Consider the following 17,814-nt stretch of genomic DNA (forward strand, 5'->3'; position numbering starts at 1 on the left):
CACCCCAAACCAGGGCGCAGCAGCCGGGACACACAGGGCCACGGCCAGCAGCCAGTCACTGGCAGGCGCATCCAGCGCGCCCCTCAAGGCGCAGCAAATCGTCCTTACATATTTGGCAAGCCCGAACTTCGGGGGTTGGCGTATTCTCCCGCCATGGCGCCCTCGAAAGACCTCTTCGAGTTTTCATTCGCTGCCACATTCCGGTCATGGATATCACGCATTCTGCGTTCGACCGGAGTTTTTTACGTTTCACGCGGTCATAAGACCGTGACTATTTGGAAGAAAGACAATATGAAAAAAAGCACTCAGATCCAGGAGGCGATCGGCACCCTCAAGGCAGCTTTCGCCCCGCTCAACTGCATCATCCTGGCACCGCGCAAAGACAGCTTCAGTTTCGCCCTGGTGGACGAATACGGCGTCGCCTGCCATAGCGAACGGCTCTATCCGCAGCAGTACCAGGCCGCAGAGCCGCTGCAGGCCGTCATCGCCCGCGTGCAGAGCACCCTGGCCGCCTGACCGGCACCCGACGAAAAGCCCCGCGAATCAGGCTGTGTGAAAACCCGAGCGGCTCTTCGAAGAGTGCGTTCCTACGTGAAATCTGAAAAGGCTTGGCTATTCAGCCAACCCAGAATCCGCGTAGAAACGCGAAATCCAGGTTGTTTTTTAACCAGCTGGACCGATCCGGAGGTTTTCACACAGCCTGGAATGCGGGGCTTTTTCATTTCCGGCCCGCTCACTCCAGGCGCAGGCCAGCCTTGAGCGCCGCCACCTCGGCAAGTCGCTGCGGGTAATCGGCCGCCGGCGCGGCATAGGTCAGCGAATAGGCCGCCTCCTTGCCCAGCGCCACCTGCACACCCTGCTTCATGGCCTCGTTGCCGTTCTGGCTGATCGAGCAGACCAGCTCCAGGCCGTCCAAGCCCCCAAGGGAAGCTTGCCGCGGCTTGCTGCAGGCCGCCTGGAAGCCCTGGCGCAGGAAGTCGACCTGCAGCGACTTGCGCATCTGCAGGATCACCCGCTGCAGATCCACATCCTTCACCTCGGCCAGGCGGCTGCGGGTGATTTCCACCACCAGCGCCTGGGAGCCATCCGCCGCCAGCTTGACGCCGCGCTCGCGGCGCAGCGCCGCAGCGTCGTCCGGCGCCTCGGGCGAACGCGTCACCTGCCAGCCCTCCGGCCATTCCGCCAGCCCGGCGGCCATTGCCAACCCACTCGCCGCGCACAGCAGAAACACCCCGAGCCCCCGGCCCCACCCACCACTCATGCCACGCCTCCCGCACTTCCCGACCAGCAGTAGCCACGAAACGCCACTGCACTTTTGCCAGACAAACTACACCGATTGCCGTCGATTGGCTGTTGAACCCCGGCCGGCAATTCGTCGCTCGATGCGCCCGCAACGCCGGGGACCGACAACGCCCACGAGGGAATACGTGATGCGCAGCGAAAAATCCAAGGACGCCAGCGGCCGTGCCCTGGGCGTGCTCTGCGTGGTGGACACCCAGCCGCGCGCAGCAATCCGGCGAACTGCCCCTGACCTACCAGTCACCACCCCGGAGCGGCACCCGGCCGCCACCTGGCCCAGGGCGACTTCACCGGCCGTCCGCTGCCCCGCCCTGCGCTGCGCGCCCTGATCCCCGACCTCAGGCACAGCGCCAACGCCGCCTGAGCCGCCGGACGAACGCATCGGCGCCGATACAAACCTTACCCTGCCGATACCAGGTTTCTCGGGACACCCGCGGTGCGGGCGTGTCTACTTTGCACCCATTTTTCCAACCCTGGTGTCGCCATGCTTTCCAGATTGACCAAAGTCGCCCTGCTGCTCGCCCTCGTCTCGCTCTCCGGCTGCTGGCCGTTCTTCCCGCCCTTCGGCGGGCCGGGAGGTGGCGGACACGGCGGTGGCGGCCATGGCGGCGGGCCCGGCTTCGAGCGCCGCTGAGCACGCAGGGGCGCCCGGCGCGGCCGGCGCGGCCGGTGAATCCAATCGCGGACGGAGTCCGCTCCTACGCCCGCGCTTCCCTGCGGGCCGCGCCGAGGTGCTTTTCGTAGGATGGGTTGAGCTTGCGAAACCCATGCGGTTGCGGTGATGGGTATCGCTTCGCTCAACACCATCCTACGAAAAGCCATGCTCGCTCATGCTGTAGGAGCGGACTCCGTCCGCGATCAGCCCGAATCGCGCGCAAACAAAAAAGGGCGACCCTCTCGGATCGCCCTTTCTGCTACCGCCGAAGCGGTGAATTGGTAGGCACAATTGGACTCGAACCAACGACCCCCACCATGTCAAGGTGGTGCTCTAACCAGCTGAGCTATGTGCCTAAAGAAAAGGGCGACCGCTTAAGATCGCCCTCTCGCTACCGCCGAAGCGGGAATTTGGTAGGCACAATTGGACTCGAACCAACGACCCCCACCATGTCAAGGTGGTGCTCTAACCAACTGAGCTATGTGCCTAGCGATGGGGGCGCATTCTACGCGAAGGCGTTGAGCCGTCAAGCATTTTTTCGCTAACCCCCTGAAAAAGAGAATTTTTTTATGTTCGTCCTTGCGTAAAAAATTTTGCACGGCCACTAGCCGAGTGATTTCGACTCGGGTAGCATCAGCCCATCTCGTAAAAAATAACAAACACAGGTGCAATATGCCGCACACTTCTTATCCCACTTCCTACTATGCAGCCTCGGCCAATCCGGTCCCTGCGCGCCCCGAACTCAAGGGCGAGACCGAAACCGACGTGTGCATCATCGGCGCGGGCTACACCGGCCTGTCCACCGCCCTCTTCCTGCTGGAGAACGGCTTCAAGGTGACCGTGCTGGAAGCCGCCAAGGTCGGCTTCGGCGCATCCGGCCGCAACGGTGGCCAGATCGTCAACAGCTACAGCCGCGACATCGACGTCATCGAACGCACCGTCGGCCCGAAGCAGGCGCAACTGCTCGGCCAGATGGCCTTCGAGGGCGGCCGCATCATTCGCGAGCGCATCGCCAAGTACGACATCCAGTGCGACCTGAAGGACGGTGGCGTGTTCGCCGCCCTCAGCGCCAAGCAGATGGGCCACCTGGAGTCGCAGAAGAAGCTCTGGGAGCGCTTCGGCCACACCCAGCTGGAGCTGATGGACGCCAAGCGCATCCGCGAAGTCGTGGCCACCGACAGCTACGTCGGCGGCATGCTCGACATGAGCGGCGGCCACATCCACCCGCTGAACCTCGCCCTGGGCGAAGCCGCGGCAGTGGAATCCCTCGGCGGCGTGATCCACGAGCAGTCCCCGGCGGTGAAGATCGAGCGTGGCGCCAACCCGGTGGTGCACACCCCGCAAGGCCGGGTGAAGGCCAAGTTCGTGGTGGTCGCCGGCAACGCCTACCTCGGCGGCCTGGTCCCTGAGCTGGCCTCCAAGTCCATGCCCTGCGGCACCCAGGTGATCACCACCGAGCCGCTGGGCGACGAGCTGGCCAGGACCCTGCTGCCCCAGGACTACTGCGTCGAGGACTGCAACTACCTGCTCGACTACTACCGCCTGACCAGCGACAAGCGCCTGATCTTCGGCGGCGGCGTGGTCTACGGTGCCCGCGATCCGTCGAACATCGAGGCGATCATCCGTCCGAAGATGCTCAAGGTGTTCCCGCAGCTGAAGAACGTGAAGATCGACTTCGCCTGGACCGGCAACTTCCTGCTGACCCTCTCGCGCCTGCCGCAGGTCGGCCGGATCGGCGACAACATCTACTACTCCCAGGGTTGCAGCGGCCACGGCGTCACCTACACCCACCTGGCCGGCAAGGTGCTGGCCGAAGCCCTGCGCGGCCAGGCCGAGCGTTTCGACGCCTTCGCCGACCTGCCGCACTACCCCTTCCCGGGCGGGCGCATGTTCCAGGTGCCGTTCTCCGCGATCGGCGCCTGGTACTACAACCTGCGCGACAAGCTGGGCGTGTAACCCGCCCTGCGAACGACGACGGCGCCCTAGGGCGCCGTTTTCGTTGGCGCGCCGCTGTCGCTGCGGATCTGCGCGTGGCTGATCAGGGCGAAGATCAGGCTGCCGCCGACGATGTTGCCGGCCAGAGTCGGCAGCGCGAAGTCCAGCAGGAAGGCCTTCCAGCCCAGCTCGCCGGCCCACATCAGGTAGCCGACCTCGCAGGTGCCGACCACGATGTGGCTGAAGCTGCCCAGCGACATCAGGTAGGTGACCAGGATGATGATCCACACCTTGGCGCCCTCCGCCGCCGGCACCAGCCAGACCATGGTGGCGATCATCCAGCCGGAGACGATGCCGCGGGAGAACATCTGCCAGCCGTCGTTCTCCATGACTTCGCGGCCGATCTCGAGGAAGGCCTGGTCGGTCTTCGCATCGAAGATCGGCAGGTGCAGCATGGCGTAGGCGAACAGCAACGCGCCGACGACGTTGCCCAGCAGCACCACGCCCCACAGGCGCAGCAGTTGCCCGGCCTTGCGCAGGGTCGGCTCGCTCATCAGCGGCAGCACCGCGGTGAGGGTGTTCTCGGTGAACAGCTGCTGGCGGGCGAGGATGATGGCGAGAAAGCCCACCGGGTAGCCCAGGCTGGTGACGATGGCCGCGCTGTCGTGCTCCGGCAGCTTGGCGCGGAACAGTCCCATGGCCATCAGCGACAGGCCGATGGTCAGCCCGGCGGCCAGGGCCGACCACCAGAGCGCCGCCAGGGTGCGCTCCAGTTCGTGGTTGCCCTGCAGGCGGATCACCTCGTGCAGCACCAGCGCCCGGGGTGGCTGGGCCTTCTCGACCTTGCGGCGCTCCTCGGCGGAAAGATCGTCCGCGGTATCGCCCTTGCCGGCGATATCGCGTGCCGGCTGCTGCTTGTCGCTGGCCATGGCTTGCACCTCATCAAGGGATGCAACTTAGGCCGGCGATCAAGCGCAGCGGTTCAAAGAAAATGCCCCGCTGCGCCTCAGCGCACGGGGCAGGCCGGCGCGGCGCTGCATTGCCCGGCAGCCACCGGCGCCGCCTGGGGCGCCTGGAGGAAACGCGCATCCGTCGGCGCCAGCTGGTGCGCGCAGCTCGCCGGGGCGCGGGCCTGCTCGGCGCAGCCGCGTTCGGCCATGACGTTGGCCAGGTTGTACCAGGCGGCGGCGAAGTCCGGCCGCGCGGCCACGCTGTGGCGCAGTGCCGTTTCGGCCTCGCCCAGGTCGCCGGCGGCGTAGCGGGCGTTGGCCAGGGCGAACCAGCCCAGCGGCTCCTGCGGCCAGGTCCGGGTGGCGGTGCGGTAGGCCTGGTCGGCCAGGGCCTGTTGCCCGGTTTCCTCCAGGTCGTGGGCCGCGCGCAGCCAGCGCGTCGGTTCGACGCTGGCCGGCAGCCGGTCGGCCGGCAGCGTCAGCACCGCCCAGCGCCCGCTGCGCCGCCAGGTGACGTCGAACGCGGTGAAGTCGATCACCAGGCGCTGGGTGATGCCGGAGCGCAGCACCAGCTCGTGGCGGTCGCGGTCGTAGCCGACCACCACGGCGTAATGCCACATCGGCAACCAGTCCAGGCCGTTGTTCTGCAGCACCAGCACCGGGTTGCCGGCGGCCACTTCCTTGAGCACGTCCTCCAGGCGCGGGCGCAGCGGGTAGACCAGCAGGCCCCGCTCGCGCGCCGCGGCCACCAGCTCGACCTGCAGGCTGCCCTGGCGCTGCGGCAGGAACACCCGCTCCTTCAACTGGTTCGGCGTCACCCGCACGCCGCGCTGGTTGAGCACGGTGGCGAGCGCCGCCGGGCCGCACTGGTATTGCTGCTGCGGGAAGAACTGCACCGCGGAAAGCTCGACGCGCCGTGGCAGCGCGTCGACCTCCGCCGGCAGCCGCGGCGCCGTGGCGCAGCCGCCGAGCAGCAGCGCGGCCAGGGCCACGGCAGCGGCGGCGTGCCTCAACGCTGGCACCGCACGAAGGTGAAGATATGCGTGATGCAGAGCATGTCGGTGATGATGAAGATCAGCAGGAACAGGATGATGATGCCGATGATGCCACCGGCCGGCGCCTGGTCCAGTTGCTGGTTGAACTGCGCCAGCTCCTCGTTGGACAGGCTCTTGATGCGCTGCTCGACCTGGCTGCGCTCGACGCCCATGGATTGCAGCTTCTTCTGCACACCCTGGTCATCGAGCATGCGCAGCAGCTGTTCGCGGTCGACGTGCTGCTGTTGCGCCTGCAGCACCTCGCCGGTGCCCACCATCGCCGCCTGCGCCAAAGGCACCTCGGCCACCACGCCCAACTGCGCCAGCACCAGCACGGCCGCCAGGCGCCTTACCCGTTTTGTGATTGTCATTCTGGGTCTCCTCCACTTTGACGCGCTAGCAGACCGCCGGGGAAAGCCGGAGGTTCCGCGCCGCCAAGCACGGTTGCACAAGCAAAGCCCGGGCGCCGTCGCCGAACGAGGCACCTTCTGTTCAGATCACGGCGTCAGGCGTTTGGTTCGAAGCGCAAGCGTCGCCAGTCCAGGGCCAGGTGGCCGAGGTACACGCAAGGGTAGGCATGGGGCAGCAGGAAATGCTCGTGGCCGGCCACGGCCAGCCCGGCGCGCCGGCAGTCCAGGCGCAGCAGGCGGCCCCAGGCATAAGCCTGGGCATCGAGCGCCTGCGCGCCGCAGTCCGCCCCCGGCCAGCGCGCCCGGCACCAGTCGAGCAGCGCCCGGGGGTCGCGCACCTCGGGCAGGCAGGCGATCCGCACCTCGTCGTCGCGCCAGTCCAGCGCCCGCTGCGCATCGAAGGCGGCCTGGCGCTCCAGCGGCAGCGGGCGAACCCTGGCGCCATCGGCCAGCGGTTCCAGCGTCACCGCCAGCGGCTGCCAACTGCTGTGCTCCAAGGCCCAGAGCAGATCGCCGTCGACTTCCAGCGACGGCCGCCCCGCCACCCGCTGGCGGAAACCCTCGCAAACCAGGCAGCAATCGCCCAGTGGAATTCGCAGTCGACTCTCGCTCACATCAGCCTCGCAGCACATCGGCCGCGTGATTCTAGGGAAAGCCTGCGGCTGACGGAAAGCCCCGTCAGTTGCCAAGCAGGAACTGCCGCCTTCGGTTCAGCCGCCGGTCATGTTCATGAAGCGCAGCACCTGGACCTGCCCGGCGGCGTCGAAGTGGTGGCGCTGCGGCTTGAGCTGCAGCGCCTCGACCAGCGCCGCGCGCAGCCGGGCACCGTCGCCGGGGTGGCTGCGCAGCAGTTGGCGCAGGTCCAGCGCGCCTTCGTGGCCGAGGCAAAGCACCAGCTTACCCTCGGCGGTGACGCGCACGCGGTTGCAGTCGCCGCAGAAGTTGTGGCTGTGCGGCGAGATGAAGCCGATGCGGCTGGGCAGCCCGTCGACGCGGTAGTAGCGCGAGGGGCCGCCGCTGCGCTCCAGGCTGGGCGTCAGTTGCCAGTGTTCGGCCAGGCGGGCGCGCACCTCGTCGCTGCTGCACAGGGTCTGCGCGCGGTCGTGGCTGCTGATGCTGCCCAGCGGCATCTCCTCGATGAAGCTGATGTCCAGCCCGCGGGCCAGCGCGTACTCCACCAGTTCGCAGACTTCGTCGTCGTTGCGCCCCTTCTGCACCACGCAGTTGAGCTTGATGCGTTCGAAACCCGCCGCCCGCGCAGACTCTATCCCCGCCAGCACCTGGGGCAGGCGGTCGCTGCGGGTGAAGGCGGCGAAGCGTTCGCGGCGCAGCGAATCCAGGCTGATGTTCAGTCGGCGCACGCCGGCGGCGCGCAGCTCGGCCGCGCGGCCGGCCAGTTGCGAGCCGTTGCTGGTGATCGCCAGGTCTTCCAGTTCGGGGCGCGCGCCGAGCCGCGCCAGCAGCGAGCTCAGGCCCTTGCGCACCAGCGGCTCGCCGCCGGTGATGCGGATGCGCCGCACGCCCAGGGCGATGAAGGCGTCGGCCACCGCGTAGAGTTCTTCCAGGCTCAGCACCTGGTCGCGCGGCAGGAACTGCATGTCTTCGCTCATGCAGTAGGTGCAACGGAAGTCGCAACGGTCGGTCACCGACAGGCGCAGGTAGGTAATGCGGCGGCCGAAGGGGTCGACCAGTTGGCTGTCGGACATGGCGGCGAGCTCTTGGAAGGCCGGGCGCCGTAGCGGCACCGGGGTCCGGCAGACTCTACAGAAAACCTGAACCGTGGGTCAACTTCAGCCGCCGGGCCCTTGCTTGAGAGGCCCGCGGAGCCGGTGCTACCATCGCCGGCCCAGCCATGGGCTACCCGCGCACAAGAAGACCCAGCAGACCATGACCAGCATTCGCGAACGCAACCGACGCCTGATCCTCCGCGCCGCCAGCGAAGAGTTCGCCGAAAAGGGCTTCGCCGCCACCAAGACCAGCGACATCGCGGCGCGCGCCGGGCTGCCCAAGCCCAACGTCTACTACTACTTCCAGTCCAAGGAAAACCTCTACCGCTGCGTGCTGGAAAGCGTGGTGGAGCCGCTGCTGCAGGCTTCCGCACCGTTCCGCGAGGACGACGAGCCGGCCGAGGCGCTCAAGGCCTACATCCGCTCCAAGGTGCGCATCTCCCAGGAACTGCCGCACGCCTCCAAGGTGTTCGCCAGCGAGCTGATGCACGGCGCGCCGCACCTGCCCAGGGAATACCTGGACGAGCTGAACGCCCAGGCCCAGCGCAACATCGCCTGCCTGCAGAGCTGGATCGACCGCGGTCTATTGGCCCCGGTGGACCCGCACCACCTGCTGTTCACCATCTGGGCGGCGACCCAGACCTACGCCGACTTCGACTGGCAGATCTCCATGGTCACCGGCAAGGACAGCCTCAGCGATGCCGACTTCGAAGCCGCCGCCGAGACCATCACCCGCCTGGTGCTGCGCGGCACCGCGCCGGACGCCGGCGAGCCGGCCAAGGCCAGCGGCCGCATGCGGCCGTTGCCGCTGTAGGGCGCATAACGCCTAAGGCGTTATCCGCCGTTTGGCCCTCGCATCCGGCCGCTCCGGGTTCAGCCCCTTTTCACCCTACCCCGCGTCGGCCACCAGGCCGGCGGCCTGGATGCCGCGGATGGCGCATTGCTCGTCGATGTCCGAGGCGTCGCCGCTGATGCCGATGGCGCCGATTACCCGATTGCTCGTGTCGCGGATCAGCACGCCGCCCGGCGCCGGCACCACGTTGCCCTGGGCCAGGGTGTTCACCGCGGCGATGAACGACGGGCGCTGCTGGGCGTCGGCGGCCAGCGCGCGCGAGGACTTGCCCAGGGCCACCGCGCCCCAGGCCTTGCCGATGGCCACCTGCGGGCGCAGCAGGCTGGCGCCGTCCTCGCGTTGCAGGGCCACCAGGTGGCCGCCGGCGTCGAGCACCGCCACGGTCAGCGGCGCGGTGGACAGTTCGCGGCCGGCGGCCAGGGCGCCGTGGGTGATGGCCAGGGCGGTATCCAGGTTGATTTCGCTCATGAGGGGTTCCTCGCAAAGGGATAAGACGTGCGCCCGCGCCTTTTTCGAAAAACGGCGCGGCGTTGCAAAGCCCTTGATGGAATAGCCGAAGGCAACCCCGGACGCAACGATTAAATACAATCCTTCGTCATTTTGTACACAATAACAAAAACAGAAAAATACAACGCCAGTATCGAATCAGCCGCTCAAGGATGCCGGGTTTCCCAGTACCCCGGGGTGTTGTAGAGGGCCTTCAGGTAGTCGATGAAAAAGCGCACCTTGGCCGGCAGGTAGCGCTGCTGCGGGTACACCGCCTGGATGTCGTAGGCGGGGATCTCGTACTCGTCGAGCACCGTCACCAGTTCGCCGGCCTTGAGCTCGGCCTGGATCTCCCAGGTGGAGCGCCAGCCGATGCCCAGGCCCTGCTTGACCCAGTCGTAGAGCAACTCGCCGTCGTTGCAGTCGAGGTTGCCGGACACCCGCACCGCCACCTGCCGGCCGTCGCGCAGGAAGGTCCAGCCGCGCTGCTGGCCGCCCTGCAGGTTGAAAGCCAGGCAGTTGTGCCGCGCCAGGTCTTCCAGAGTGCGCGGCACGCCGTGCAGCTCGAAGTACGAGGGCGCGCCGCAGACCACCCGGCGGTTGGGAAACAGCTTCACCGCCACGTAGTTGGGGTCGGTGACCTCGCCGATGCGGATGCCCATGTCGTAGCCCTGGCGCACCAGGTCCACCAGGCTGTCGGTGAAGTTGAACGACAGCTTCAGGTCCGGGAAGCGCTCCAGGAAGGCCGGCGCGTGGGGCGCGATGTGGCGCCGGCCGAAGGCCGCCGGGGCCGACACCACCAGGTGCCCGCGCACCGAGTTGCCGCCGCGGGCGACGCTGGCGTCGGCCTCGTCGAAGTCCTTGAGCAGGCTGCGCGCGCGCTCCAGGTACTGCTCGCCGAGGTCGGTCAGCTGCAGGCCGCGGGTCGAGCGGTGCATCAGCTTCACGCCCAGGTGTTGCTCCAGGGCGTCCAGGCGCCGGCCCATGACCACCGGGGTCACGCCTTCACTCAGCGCCGCCGAGGCGAAGCTGCCGTTGTCCGCTACCAGGACGAAACTGCGGATGAGGATATAGCGGTCCATTCGATACTCCAGATATCGACAGAACTGAAGTATCCATCAATTCCGTCGCTTTGGCACAGCCGGCATCCTTGGCCCCAACAAGAAAACCACCGACTCAAGAGGAAAGGTCATGGCCAAAATGAGAGCGATCGAGGCGGCCGTCCTGGTCATGCGCCGCGAAGGCGTGGACACCGCCTTCGGCGTGCCGGGCGCTGCCATCAACCCCATGTACGCGGCGATGAAGAAGCTCGGCGGCATCGACCACGTGCTGGCCCGCCACGTCGAAGGCGCCTCGCACATGGCCGAAGGCTACACCCGCACCAGCGCCGGCAACATCGGCGTGTGCATCGGCACCTCGGGCCCGGCCGGCACCGACATGGTCACCGGCCTGTACTCGGCCTCCGCCGATTCCATCCCGATCCTCTGCATCACCGGCCAGGCGCCGCGCGCCCGCCTGCACAAGGAAGACTTCCAGGCCGTGGACATCACCAGCATCGTCAAGCCGGTGACCAAGTGGGCCACCACCGTGCTGGAGCCGGGCCAGGTGCCCTACGCCTTCCAGAAGGCCTTCTTCGAGATGCGCAGCGGCCGCCCCGGCCCGGTGCTGATCGACCTGCCGTTCGACGTGCAGATGGCCGAGATCGAATTCGACATCGACGCCTACGAGCCGCTGCCGGTGCACCGCCCGAGCGCCACCCGCGCCCAGGCCGAGAAGGCCCTGGCCCTGCTCAACGACGCCGAGCGCCCGCTGCTGGTCGCCGGCGGCGGCATCATCAACGCCGATGCCTCGGCCAGGCTGGTGGAGTTCGCCGAACTGCTCGGCGTGCCGGTGATCCCGACCCTGATGGGCTGGGGCACCATCCCCGACGACCACCCGCTGATGGCCGGCATGTGCGGCCTGCAGACCTCGCACCGCTACGGCAACGCCACCCTGCTGGAGTCCGACCTGGTGTTCGGCATCGGCAACCGCTGGGCCAACCGCCACACCGGTTCGGTCGATGTCTACACCGCCGGCCGCAAGTTCATCCACGTGGACATCGAGCCCACCCAGATCGGCCGCGTGTTCACCCCGGACCTGGGCATCGTCTCCGACGCCGGCGCCGCGCTGGACGCCTTCCTCGAAGTGGCCCGCCAGTGGAAAGCCGCCGGCAAGCTCAAGGACCGCAGCGCCTGGGCCGAAGCCTGCCGCGAGCGCAAGCGCACCCTGCAGCGCAAGACCCACTTCGACAACGTGCCGGTCAAGCCGCAGCGCGTCTACGAGGAGATGAACGAGTTCTTCGGCAAGGACACCTGCTACGTCAGCACCATCGGTCTGTCGCAGATCGCCGGCGCGCAGTTCCTCCACGTGTACAAGCCGCGCCACTGGATCAACTGCGGCCAGGCCGGCCCGCTGGGCTGGACCATTCCCGCGGCCCTGGGCGTGGTCAAGGCCGACCCGAGCCGCCAGGTGGTGGCGCTGTCCGGCGACTACGACTTCCAGTTCATGATCGAGGAGCTGGCCGCCGGCGCGCAGTTCAACCTGCCGTACATCCACGTGCTGGTGAACAACTCCTACCTGGGGCTGATCCGCCAGGCCCAGCGCGGCTTCGAGATCGACTACTGCGTGCAGCTGGCGTTCGACAACGTCAACGCGCCGGAACTCAATGGCTACGGCGTGGACCACGTCGCCGTGGTGGAAGGCCTCGGCTGCAAGGCGATCCGCGTGTTCGATCCGAACCAGATCGGCGCCGCCTTCGCCCAGGCCCGCGAGCTGATGCAGCAGCACCGCGTGCCGGTGGTGGTGGAAGTGATCCTGGAGCGCGTGACCAACATCGCCATGGGCACCGAGATCAACGCCATCAACGAGTTCGAGGAGCTGGCCCAGAGCCGCGACGACGCGCCTACCGCCATCTCGCTACTGGACTGACGAAGTACCGGGCCCCGCGTGCGCGGGAGCCGTGGCAGGGAAAACCACAGCCTGCGCGCGGCGGGGCCCACCCTTACGGAAATACGTGTTTCATCACCAGGAGGCCCCGACATGCCCCGTTTCTGCGCCAACCTGTCCATGCTCTTCACCGAGGTGGACTTCCTCGACCGCTTCGAAGCCGCCGCCAAGGCCGGTTTCAGCGGCGTCGAATACCTCTTCCCCTATGACTTCGAGGCCGAGGTCATCAAGGCCAGGCTCGACGCCAACGGCCTGGAGCAGGTGCTGTTCAACCTGCCCGCCGGCGACTGGGGCAAGGGCGAACGCGGCATCGCCTGCCACCCCGACCGCGTCGAGGAATTCCGCGCCGGCGTCGACAAGGCCATCGCCTACGCCAAGGTGCTGGGCAACAAGCAGGTCAACTGCCTGGCCGGCATCCGCCCGCAGGGCTACGACTGCGCCACCATCGAGAACACCTTCCTGAACAACCTGGAGTACGCCGCCGAGAAGCTCGAGGCCGCGGGCATCAAGCTGGTCATGGAGATGATCAACACGATCGATATCCCCGGCTTCTACCTGCAGACCACCCAGCAGGCGCTGGACGTGCGCGAGAAGGTCGGCAGCCCCAACCTGTTCCTGCAGTACGACATCTACCACATGCAGATCATGGAAGGCGACCTGGCCCGGACCATGGAGAAGAACCTGGCGGCCATCAACCACATCCAGCTGGCCGACAACCCCGGCCGCCACGAACCGGGCACCGGCGAAATCAACTACCGCTTCCTGTTCGGCCACCTGGACCGCATCGGCTACCAGGGCTGGATCGGCTGCGAGTACAAGCCGGCCACCACCACCGAGGCGGGTCTGGGCTGGCTGAAGAGCCATAACGCAGTGTGAACGCAAGCGCACGAATTCCGCTGCCCGGTCATACCGGGTAGCCAACAGACAAACAGAACCAGGAGACACCCTCATGGCCAAGATCGGATTCATCGGCACCGGCATCATGGGCCTGCCCATGGCGCAGAACCTGCAGAAAGCCGGCCACCAGCTGTTCCTCTCCAGCCACCACGACAAGGCCCCGGCCGCGCTGGTCGAAGCCGGCGCCGTGGCCCTGGCCAACCCCAAGGAAGTGGCCCAGGAAGCCGAGTTCATCATCGTCATGGTCCCGGACACCCCGCAGGTCGAGGACGTGCTGTTCCGCCAGGACGGCATCGCCGAAGGCGTCGGCCCGAACAAGGTGGTGATCGACATGAGCTCTATCTCGCCCACCGCCACCAAGGCCTTCGCCGAGAAGATCAAGGCCACCGGCGCGCAGTACCTGGACGCCCCGGTCTCCGGCGGCGAGGTCGGCGCCAAGGCCGGCAGCCTGAGCATCATGGTCGGCGGCTGCCCGAACACCTTCGAGCGCGCCCTGCCGCTGTTCCAGGCCATGGGCAAGAACATCACCCGCGTCGGCGGCAACGGCGACGGCCAGACCGCCAAGGTGGCCAACCAGATCATAGTCGCGCTGAACATCCAGGCAGTGGCCGAGGCCCTGCTGTTCGCCGCGCGCAACGGCGCCGACCCGGCCAAGGTGCGCGAGGCGCTGATGGGCGGCTTCGCCTCCTCGCGCATCCTCGAAGTGCACGGCGAGCGCATGGTCAAGGGCACCTTCGACCCGGGCTTCCGCATCAGCCTGCACCAGAAGGACCTCAACCTGGCCCTGGCCGGCGCCCGCGAACTGGGCCTGAACCTACCCAACACCGCCAACGCCCAACAGGTGTTCAGCACCTGCGCGGCGCTGGGCGGCAGCAACTGGGACCACTCCGGGCTGATCAAGGGCCTGGAGCACATGGCCAACTTCTCGATCCGCAAGGACTGAGAAAGCGGACCGTAGGATGGCGTTGAGCGCAGCGATACCCATCCTACGAAAAGCCCCGCTGCGTTATGGGAGTGACGCGGCGAGGCAAGGCTTCGAACCCCGGCCGGCGTGAACACGGCTTCGCCGGCCGGGCGTATCGAAGGCATTGCCCAGGCGCTTGCCCCCAGGCGCCTGCGCAATGCCGAAATAAAGAACAACGACAAGAACCTGAGGAGCCCCAGATGAGCCTCGACCCACGCGCCCTGCTGCGCGAGCTGTTCGACACCGCCATCGCCGCCGCCCACCCGGCGCAGACGCTGGCCCGCCACCTGCCGCGGGTGCATGGCGGGCGCACCATCGTCATCGGCGCCGGCAAGGCCGCCGGGGCCATGGCCGAGGTGGTCGAGGCGCACTGGAAGGACGAGCAGGTGGACGGCCTGGTGGTCGCCCCCTACGGCTACGGCGCCAATTGCCAACGCATCGAAGTGGTGGAAGCCGCGCACCCGGTGCCGGACGACGCCGGCGAGCGCGTGGCCCGCCGCGTGCTGGAGCTGGTCAGCGACCTCAGCGAAGACGACCGGGTGATCTTCCTGCTCTCCGGCGGCGGCTCGGCGCTGCTCGCCCTGCCCGCCGAAGGCATCAGCCTCGACGACAAGCGCGCGCTGAACAAGGCGCTGCTCAAGTCCGGCGCCGCCATCGACGAAATGAACTGCGTGCGCAAGCACCTCTCGGCCATCAAGGGCGGCCGCCTGGCCCGCGCCTGCTGGCCGGCCAGCGTGTACACCTACGCGATTTCCGACGTGCCCGGCGACGAGGCCACGGTGATCGCCTCCGGCCCCACCGTGGGCGACCCGACCACCTCCGCCGACGCCCTGGCCATTCTCAAGCGCTACGCCATCGACACCCCGGCGCACATCCGCGCCTGGCTGGAAGACCCGCGCTCGGAGACCGTCAAGCCCGGCGCCGACTGCCTGTCGCGCAGCTACTTCACCCTCATCGCCACGCCGCAGCAGGCCCTCGACGCGGCCGCCGCCAAGGCCCGCGCCGCCGGCCTGGAGGTGCTGATCCTCGGCGACCTGGAAGGCGAGTCCCGCGACGTGGCCAAGGTCCACGCCGGCATCGCCCGCCAGGTGCGCAAGCACGGCCAGCCGCTGGCCGCGCCCTGCCTGGTGCTCTCCGGCGGCGAGACCACCGTCACCGTGCGCGGCAAGGGCCGCGGCGGGCGCAACGCCGAGTTCCTGCTCAGCCTCACCGCCGCGCTCAAGGGCGAGCCGGGCATCTGGGCGCTGGCCGGCGACACCGACGGCATCGACGGCATGGAGAACAACGCCGGCGCCCTGATGAGCCCGTGCAGCTACCAACGCGCCCTGGCCGCCGGGCTGAACCCGCTGTACGAACTGGACGACAACAACGGCTACGGCTTCTTCGCCGAGCTGGACGACCTGGTGGTCACCGGGCCGACCCGCACCAACGTCAACGACTTCCGCGCCATCCTGATCCTCGAGAGTGACGAGCAATGAACAGCGACAAGAAGGTCAAGATCCTCGCCACCCTCGGCCCGGCCATCAAGGGCCGCGAGGACATCCGCGCCCTGGTGGACGCCGGCGCCAACCTGTTCCGCCTGAACTTCAGCCACGGCGAATACGCCGACCATTCCCAGCGCTACCAGTGGGTGCGCGAGGTGGAGGCCGAGCTGGGCACGCCCATCGGCATCCTCATGGACCTGCAGGGGCCGAAGCTGCGCGTCGGCCGCTTCGAGAACGGCGCGGTGATGCTGCACAAGGGCCAGAGCTTCACCCTCGACCTGATGGATGCCGCCGGCGACGAGCGCCGCGTGACCCTGCCGCACCCGGAGATCATCCAGGCCCTGGAGCCGGGCATGAGCCTGCTGCTGGACGACGGCCGCATCCGCCTGCAGGTGCTGAACAACCACGGCGACGCCATCGAGACCCGCGTGCTCAACAGCGGCGAGCTGTCCGACCGCAAAGGCGTCAACGTGCCCGAGGCGGTGCTCAAGCTCAGCCCGCTGACCGCCAAGGACCGCCGCGACCTGGCATTCGGCCTGGAGCTGGGCGTGGACTGGGTGGCGCTGTCCTTCGTGCAGCGCCCGGAAGATATAGAGGAAGCCCGCGCGCTGATCGGCGACAAGGCCTTCATCATGGCCAAGATCGAGAAGCCCTCGGCGGTGCAGTGCATCGAAGAGATCGCCCGCCTGGCCGACGCCATCATGGTGGCCCGCGGCGACCTCGGCGTGGAAGTGCCGGCGCAGAACGTGCCGGGCATCCAGAAGCGCATCATCCAGGTCTGCCGCCAACTCGGCCGGCCGGTGGTGGTGGCCACGCAGATGCTCGAATCCATGCGCTTCTCCCCGGCGCCGACGCGCGCCGAGGTCACCGACGTGGCCACCGCGGTCAGCGAGGGCGCCGACTGCGTGATGCTCAGCGCCGAGACCGCCTCCGGCCAGTACCCGGTGGAAGCGGTGGAAATGATGGCCAAGATCATCCGCCAGGTGGAAGCCGAGCCGGACTACCAGGGCCAGCTGGAACTGAACCGCCCGGAGCCGGACGCCACCGTGTCCGACGCCATCAGCTGCGCCATCCGCCGCATCAGCCGCATCCTGCCGGTGGCGGTGCTGGTCAACTACACCGAGTCCGGCAGCTCCACCCTGCGCGCCTCGCGGGAACGGCCGAAGGCGCCGATCCTCAGCCTGACGCCCAACCTCAAGGCGGCACGCCGGCTGAGCGTGGCCTGGGGCGTGTACTCGGTGGTCAACGAGCAGCTTGCCCACGTCGACGAGATCTGTGCCACCGCCCTGGAGATCGCCCTGGCCCAACGCATGGCCCAGCGTGGCGATACCGTGGTGGTGACGGCGGGGCTGCCGTTCGGGCAGCCGGGGAGTACGAATATGTTGAGGATCGAGACGGTGGCGCCGGCGTTGTCGGCCTGAAGAGCCCCTCACCCCAGCCCTCTCCCAGAGGGAGAGGGAGCAGTTCGGCGCCGCCGGTAATGCCGGTGTTCTGCCTTCTGCCACGCAAGTCCCCTCTCCCTCTGGGAGAGGGTTAGGATGAGGGAACCAGGCCACCGGTAACTTCAGCGCCCCACCTTCTGCCGCACAAGTCCCCTCTCCCTCTGGGAGAGGGCTAGGGTGAGGGAACCAGGCCACCGGTAACTTCGGCGCCCCGCCTTCTGCCACACAAGTCCCCTCTCCCTCCGGGAGAGGGCTAGGGTGAGGGAACCAGGCCCACCGCCAACACCGGAGCCAGGCCTGGCCCCTCCCCCTCCTCAGGAAAAGCCTGGAGAGAAAAAACAGAGTTTCGGAACCCTGCCAAAGCCGGGTTCCACACCGCGTCACTCCCGGACGGACGGGGCCGGGAAAACGGGGCCGCGACCCCGTCCGTCCGGGATTGGCCTTGAACGGCCAGCAGTTCTGTCGGCCATAGCCACCCTCGCATCCTCCCACGCAGGCTATGGACATTCGAGGCCACCCTCCGGCGATCCCGGGGACAGGCCTCTTTTTTATTCACGCCCCAAAATGGTGCCATGGCAGAATGCGCCCACTGACACAGCCCACGGAGCTTCCCGCGATGCCCTCCCCCGATGGAAGGCACGGCCGCCGACGCGGAACCGGAGAAGCCCCGGACATCCCCTTCAACTGCCCAGA

General features: G+C 67.6%; 17 protein-coding genes and 2 tRNA genes. 9 read left to right on the forward strand and 10 right to left on the reverse strand.

Annotated features, from left to right (window positions below):
* The first annotated feature begins 291 nt into the window (after positions 1-291).
* Positions 292-516, forward strand: a complete 225-nt coding sequence (locus tag PcP3B5_RS20170; RefSeq protein WP_009617001.1) for a hypothetical protein — start codon at positions 292-294, stop codon at positions 514-516.
* Between the two features lie 217 nt (positions 517-733).
* On the opposite strand, the gene PcP3B5_RS20175 is transcribed toward PcP3B5_RS20170, so the two are convergent.
* Positions 734-1,261: a DUF4946 domain-containing protein gene (locus PcP3B5_RS20175; RefSeq protein ID WP_061562263.1), complete on the reverse strand. Its 528-nt coding sequence runs from the start codon at positions 1,259-1,261 to the stop codon at positions 734-736.
* Between the two features lie 522 nt (positions 1,262-1,783).
* Between PcP3B5_RS20175 and PcP3B5_RS32045 the strand changes: the two genes are divergently transcribed.
* On the forward strand, positions 1,784-1,933 hold the full coding sequence (locus PcP3B5_RS32045; protein WP_162839902.1) for a hypothetical protein: 150 nt from the start codon (positions 1,784-1,786) through the stop codon (positions 1,931-1,933).
* Between the two features lie 300 nt (positions 1,934-2,233).
* On the opposite strand, the gene PcP3B5_RS20180 is transcribed toward PcP3B5_RS32045, so the two are convergent.
* Both PcP3B5_RS20180 and PcP3B5_RS20185 read right to left on the reverse strand, forming a co-directional pair.
* Positions 2,234-2,310 (reverse strand) — tRNA-Val (locus PcP3B5_RS20180).
* A 55-nt stretch (positions 2,311-2,365) separates the two neighbouring features.
* Positions 2,366-2,442, reverse strand: a tRNA-Val gene (locus PcP3B5_RS20185).
* A gap of 184 nt (positions 2,443-2,626) precedes the next feature.
* Here PcP3B5_RS20185 and PcP3B5_RS20190 point away from each other — a divergent pair.
* Complete coding sequence (locus tag PcP3B5_RS20190) at positions 2,627-3,910, forward strand: NAD(P)/FAD-dependent oxidoreductase (protein WP_061562264.1); 1,284 nt, start codon at positions 2,627-2,629, stop codon at positions 3,908-3,910.
* Between the two features lie 26 nt (positions 3,911-3,936).
* On the opposite strand, the gene PcP3B5_RS20195 is transcribed toward PcP3B5_RS20190, so the two are convergent.
* The 5 genes from PcP3B5_RS20195 to moaA form a co-directional block, all read right to left on the reverse strand.
* Positions 3,937-4,818: a formate/nitrite transporter family protein gene (locus PcP3B5_RS20195; RefSeq protein WP_061562265.1), complete on the reverse strand. Its 882-nt coding sequence runs from the start codon at positions 4,816-4,818 to the stop codon at positions 3,937-3,939.
* A gap of 77 nt (positions 4,819-4,895) precedes the next feature.
* Positions 4,896-5,852, reverse strand: coding sequence for a PA2778 family cysteine peptidase (locus tag PcP3B5_RS20200; protein WP_082816372.1), 957 nt, complete (start codon positions 5,850-5,852; stop codon positions 4,896-4,898).
* Positions 5,849-6,244, reverse strand: a complete 396-nt coding sequence (locus PcP3B5_RS20205) for a PA2779 family protein (RefSeq protein ID WP_009616989.1) — start codon at positions 6,242-6,244, stop codon at positions 5,849-5,851. Before PcP3B5_RS20205 ends, PcP3B5_RS20200 begins: the two co-directional genes overlap by 4 nt.
* Positions 6,245-6,378: 134 nt before the next feature.
* A complete protein-coding gene (locus PcP3B5_RS20210) occupies positions 6,379-6,897 on the reverse strand; it encodes a hypothetical protein (protein ID WP_145923926.1) in 519 nt (172 codons plus the stop codon).
* 96 nt (positions 6,898-6,993) lie between these two features.
* Positions 6,994-7,989, reverse strand: coding sequence for a GTP 3',8-cyclase MoaA (gene moaA, locus PcP3B5_RS20215; RefSeq protein ID WP_061562267.1), 996 nt, complete (start codon positions 7,987-7,989; stop codon positions 6,994-6,996).
* Between the two features lie 181 nt (positions 7,990-8,170).
* Here moaA and PcP3B5_RS20220 point away from each other — a divergent pair, with 181 nt between their 5' ends.
* The gene (locus PcP3B5_RS20220) at positions 8,171-8,824 is read left to right on the forward strand and encodes a TetR/AcrR family transcriptional regulator (protein ID WP_058490350.1); all 654 of its coding nucleotides are present in this window, start codon (positions 8,171-8,173) and stop codon (positions 8,822-8,824) included.
* Between the two features lie 75 nt (positions 8,825-8,899).
* Here PcP3B5_RS20220 and PcP3B5_RS20225 read toward each other — a convergent pair whose 3' ends face one another.
* Both PcP3B5_RS20225 and PcP3B5_RS20230 read right to left on the reverse strand, forming a co-directional pair.
* The gene (locus PcP3B5_RS20225) at positions 8,900-9,331 is read right to left on the reverse strand and encodes a GlcG/HbpS family heme-binding protein (protein ID WP_009616982.1); all 432 of its coding nucleotides are present in this window, start codon (positions 9,329-9,331) and stop codon (positions 8,900-8,902) included.
* 185 nt (positions 9,332-9,516) lie between these two features.
* A complete protein-coding gene (locus PcP3B5_RS20230; RefSeq protein WP_061562268.1) occupies positions 9,517-10,431 on the reverse strand; it encodes a LysR family transcriptional regulator in 915 nt (304 codons plus the stop codon).
* A 109-nt stretch (positions 10,432-10,540) separates the two neighbouring features.
* Between PcP3B5_RS20230 and gcl the strand changes: the two genes are divergently transcribed.
* The 5 genes from gcl (at position 10,541) to pyk (ending at position 17,100) form a co-directional block, all read left to right on the forward strand.
* Entirely contained in the window at positions 10,541-12,316 is a 1,776-nt protein-coding gene (gcl, locus tag PcP3B5_RS20235) for a glyoxylate carboligase (RefSeq protein ID WP_061562269.1), read from the forward strand.
* Positions 12,317-12,427: 111 nt separating this feature from the next.
* A complete protein-coding gene (hyi, locus tag PcP3B5_RS20240; protein ID WP_043270666.1) occupies positions 12,428-13,210 on the forward strand; it encodes a hydroxypyruvate isomerase in 783 nt (260 codons plus the stop codon).
* A gap of 73 nt (positions 13,211-13,283) precedes the next feature.
* Positions 13,284-14,174 (forward strand): 2-hydroxy-3-oxopropionate reductase, encoded by an 891-nt coding sequence (locus PcP3B5_RS20245; RefSeq protein WP_009616974.1) that lies wholly within the window; start codon positions 13,284-13,286, stop codon positions 14,172-14,174.
* Positions 14,175-14,395: 221 nt separating this feature from the next.
* Entirely contained in the window at positions 14,396-15,673 is a 1,278-nt protein-coding gene (locus tag PcP3B5_RS20250) for a glycerate kinase type-2 family protein (protein ID WP_061562270.1), read from the forward strand.
* A complete protein-coding gene (gene pyk / locus PcP3B5_RS20255; RefSeq protein WP_043270670.1) occupies positions 15,670-17,100 on the forward strand; it encodes a pyruvate kinase in 1,431 nt (476 codons plus the stop codon). Before PcP3B5_RS20250 ends, pyk begins: the two co-directional genes overlap by 4 nt.
* The last annotated feature ends 714 nt before the right edge of the window (positions 17,101-17,814 follow it).

The sequence above is a fragment of the Pseudomonas citronellolis genome (assembly GCF_001586155.1).
Classification (GTDB): Bacteria; Pseudomonadota; Gammaproteobacteria; order Pseudomonadales; family Pseudomonadaceae; genus Pseudomonas; species Pseudomonas citronellolis.

Coding starts and splice junctions, on each gene's coding strand:
- PcP3B5_RS20170 (WP_009617001.1), top strand. CDS start 292: ATGAAAAAAAGCACTCAGATCCAGGAGGCGATCGGCACCCTCAAGGCA.
- PcP3B5_RS20175 (WP_061562263.1), bottom strand. CDS start 1,261: ATGAGTGGTGGGTGGGGCCGGGGGCTCGGGGTGTTTCTGCTGTGCGCG.
- PcP3B5_RS32045 (WP_162839902.1), top strand. CDS start 1,784: ATGCTTTCCAGATTGACCAAAGTCGCCCTGCTGCTCGCCCTCGTCTCG.
- PcP3B5_RS20190 (WP_061562264.1), top strand. CDS start 2,627: ATGCCGCACACTTCTTATCCCACTTCCTACTATGCAGCCTCGGCCAAT.
- PcP3B5_RS20195 (WP_061562265.1), bottom strand. CDS start 4,818: ATGGCCAGCGACAAGCAGCAGCCGGCACGCGATATCGCCGGCAAGGGC.
- PcP3B5_RS20205 (WP_009616989.1), bottom strand. CDS start 6,244: ATGACAATCACAAAACGGGTAAGGCGCCTGGCGGCCGTGCTGGTGCTG.
- moaA (WP_061562267.1), bottom strand. CDS start 7,989: ATGTCCGACAGCCAACTGGTCGACCCCTTCGGCCGCCGCATTACCTAC.
- PcP3B5_RS20220 (WP_058490350.1), top strand. CDS start 8,171: ATGACCAGCATTCGCGAACGCAACCGACGCCTGATCCTCCGCGCCGCC.
- PcP3B5_RS20225 (WP_009616982.1), bottom strand. CDS start 9,331: ATGAGCGAAATCAACCTGGATACCGCCCTGGCCATCACCCACGGCGCC.
- PcP3B5_RS20230 (WP_061562268.1), bottom strand. CDS start 10,431: ATGGACCGCTATATCCTCATCCGCAGTTTCGTCCTGGTAGCGGACAAC.
- gcl (WP_061562269.1), top strand. CDS start 10,541: ATGGCCAAAATGAGAGCGATCGAGGCGGCCGTCCTGGTCATGCGCCGC.
- hyi (WP_043270666.1), top strand. CDS start 12,428: ATGCCCCGTTTCTGCGCCAACCTGTCCATGCTCTTCACCGAGGTGGAC.
- PcP3B5_RS20245 (WP_009616974.1), top strand. CDS start 13,284: ATGGCCAAGATCGGATTCATCGGCACCGGCATCATGGGCCTGCCCATG.
- PcP3B5_RS20250 (WP_061562270.1), top strand. CDS start 14,396: ATGAGCCTCGACCCACGCGCCCTGCTGCGCGAGCTGTTCGACACCGCC.
- pyk (WP_043270670.1), top strand. CDS start 15,670: ATGAACAGCGACAAGAAGGTCAAGATCCTCGCCACCCTCGGCCCGGCC.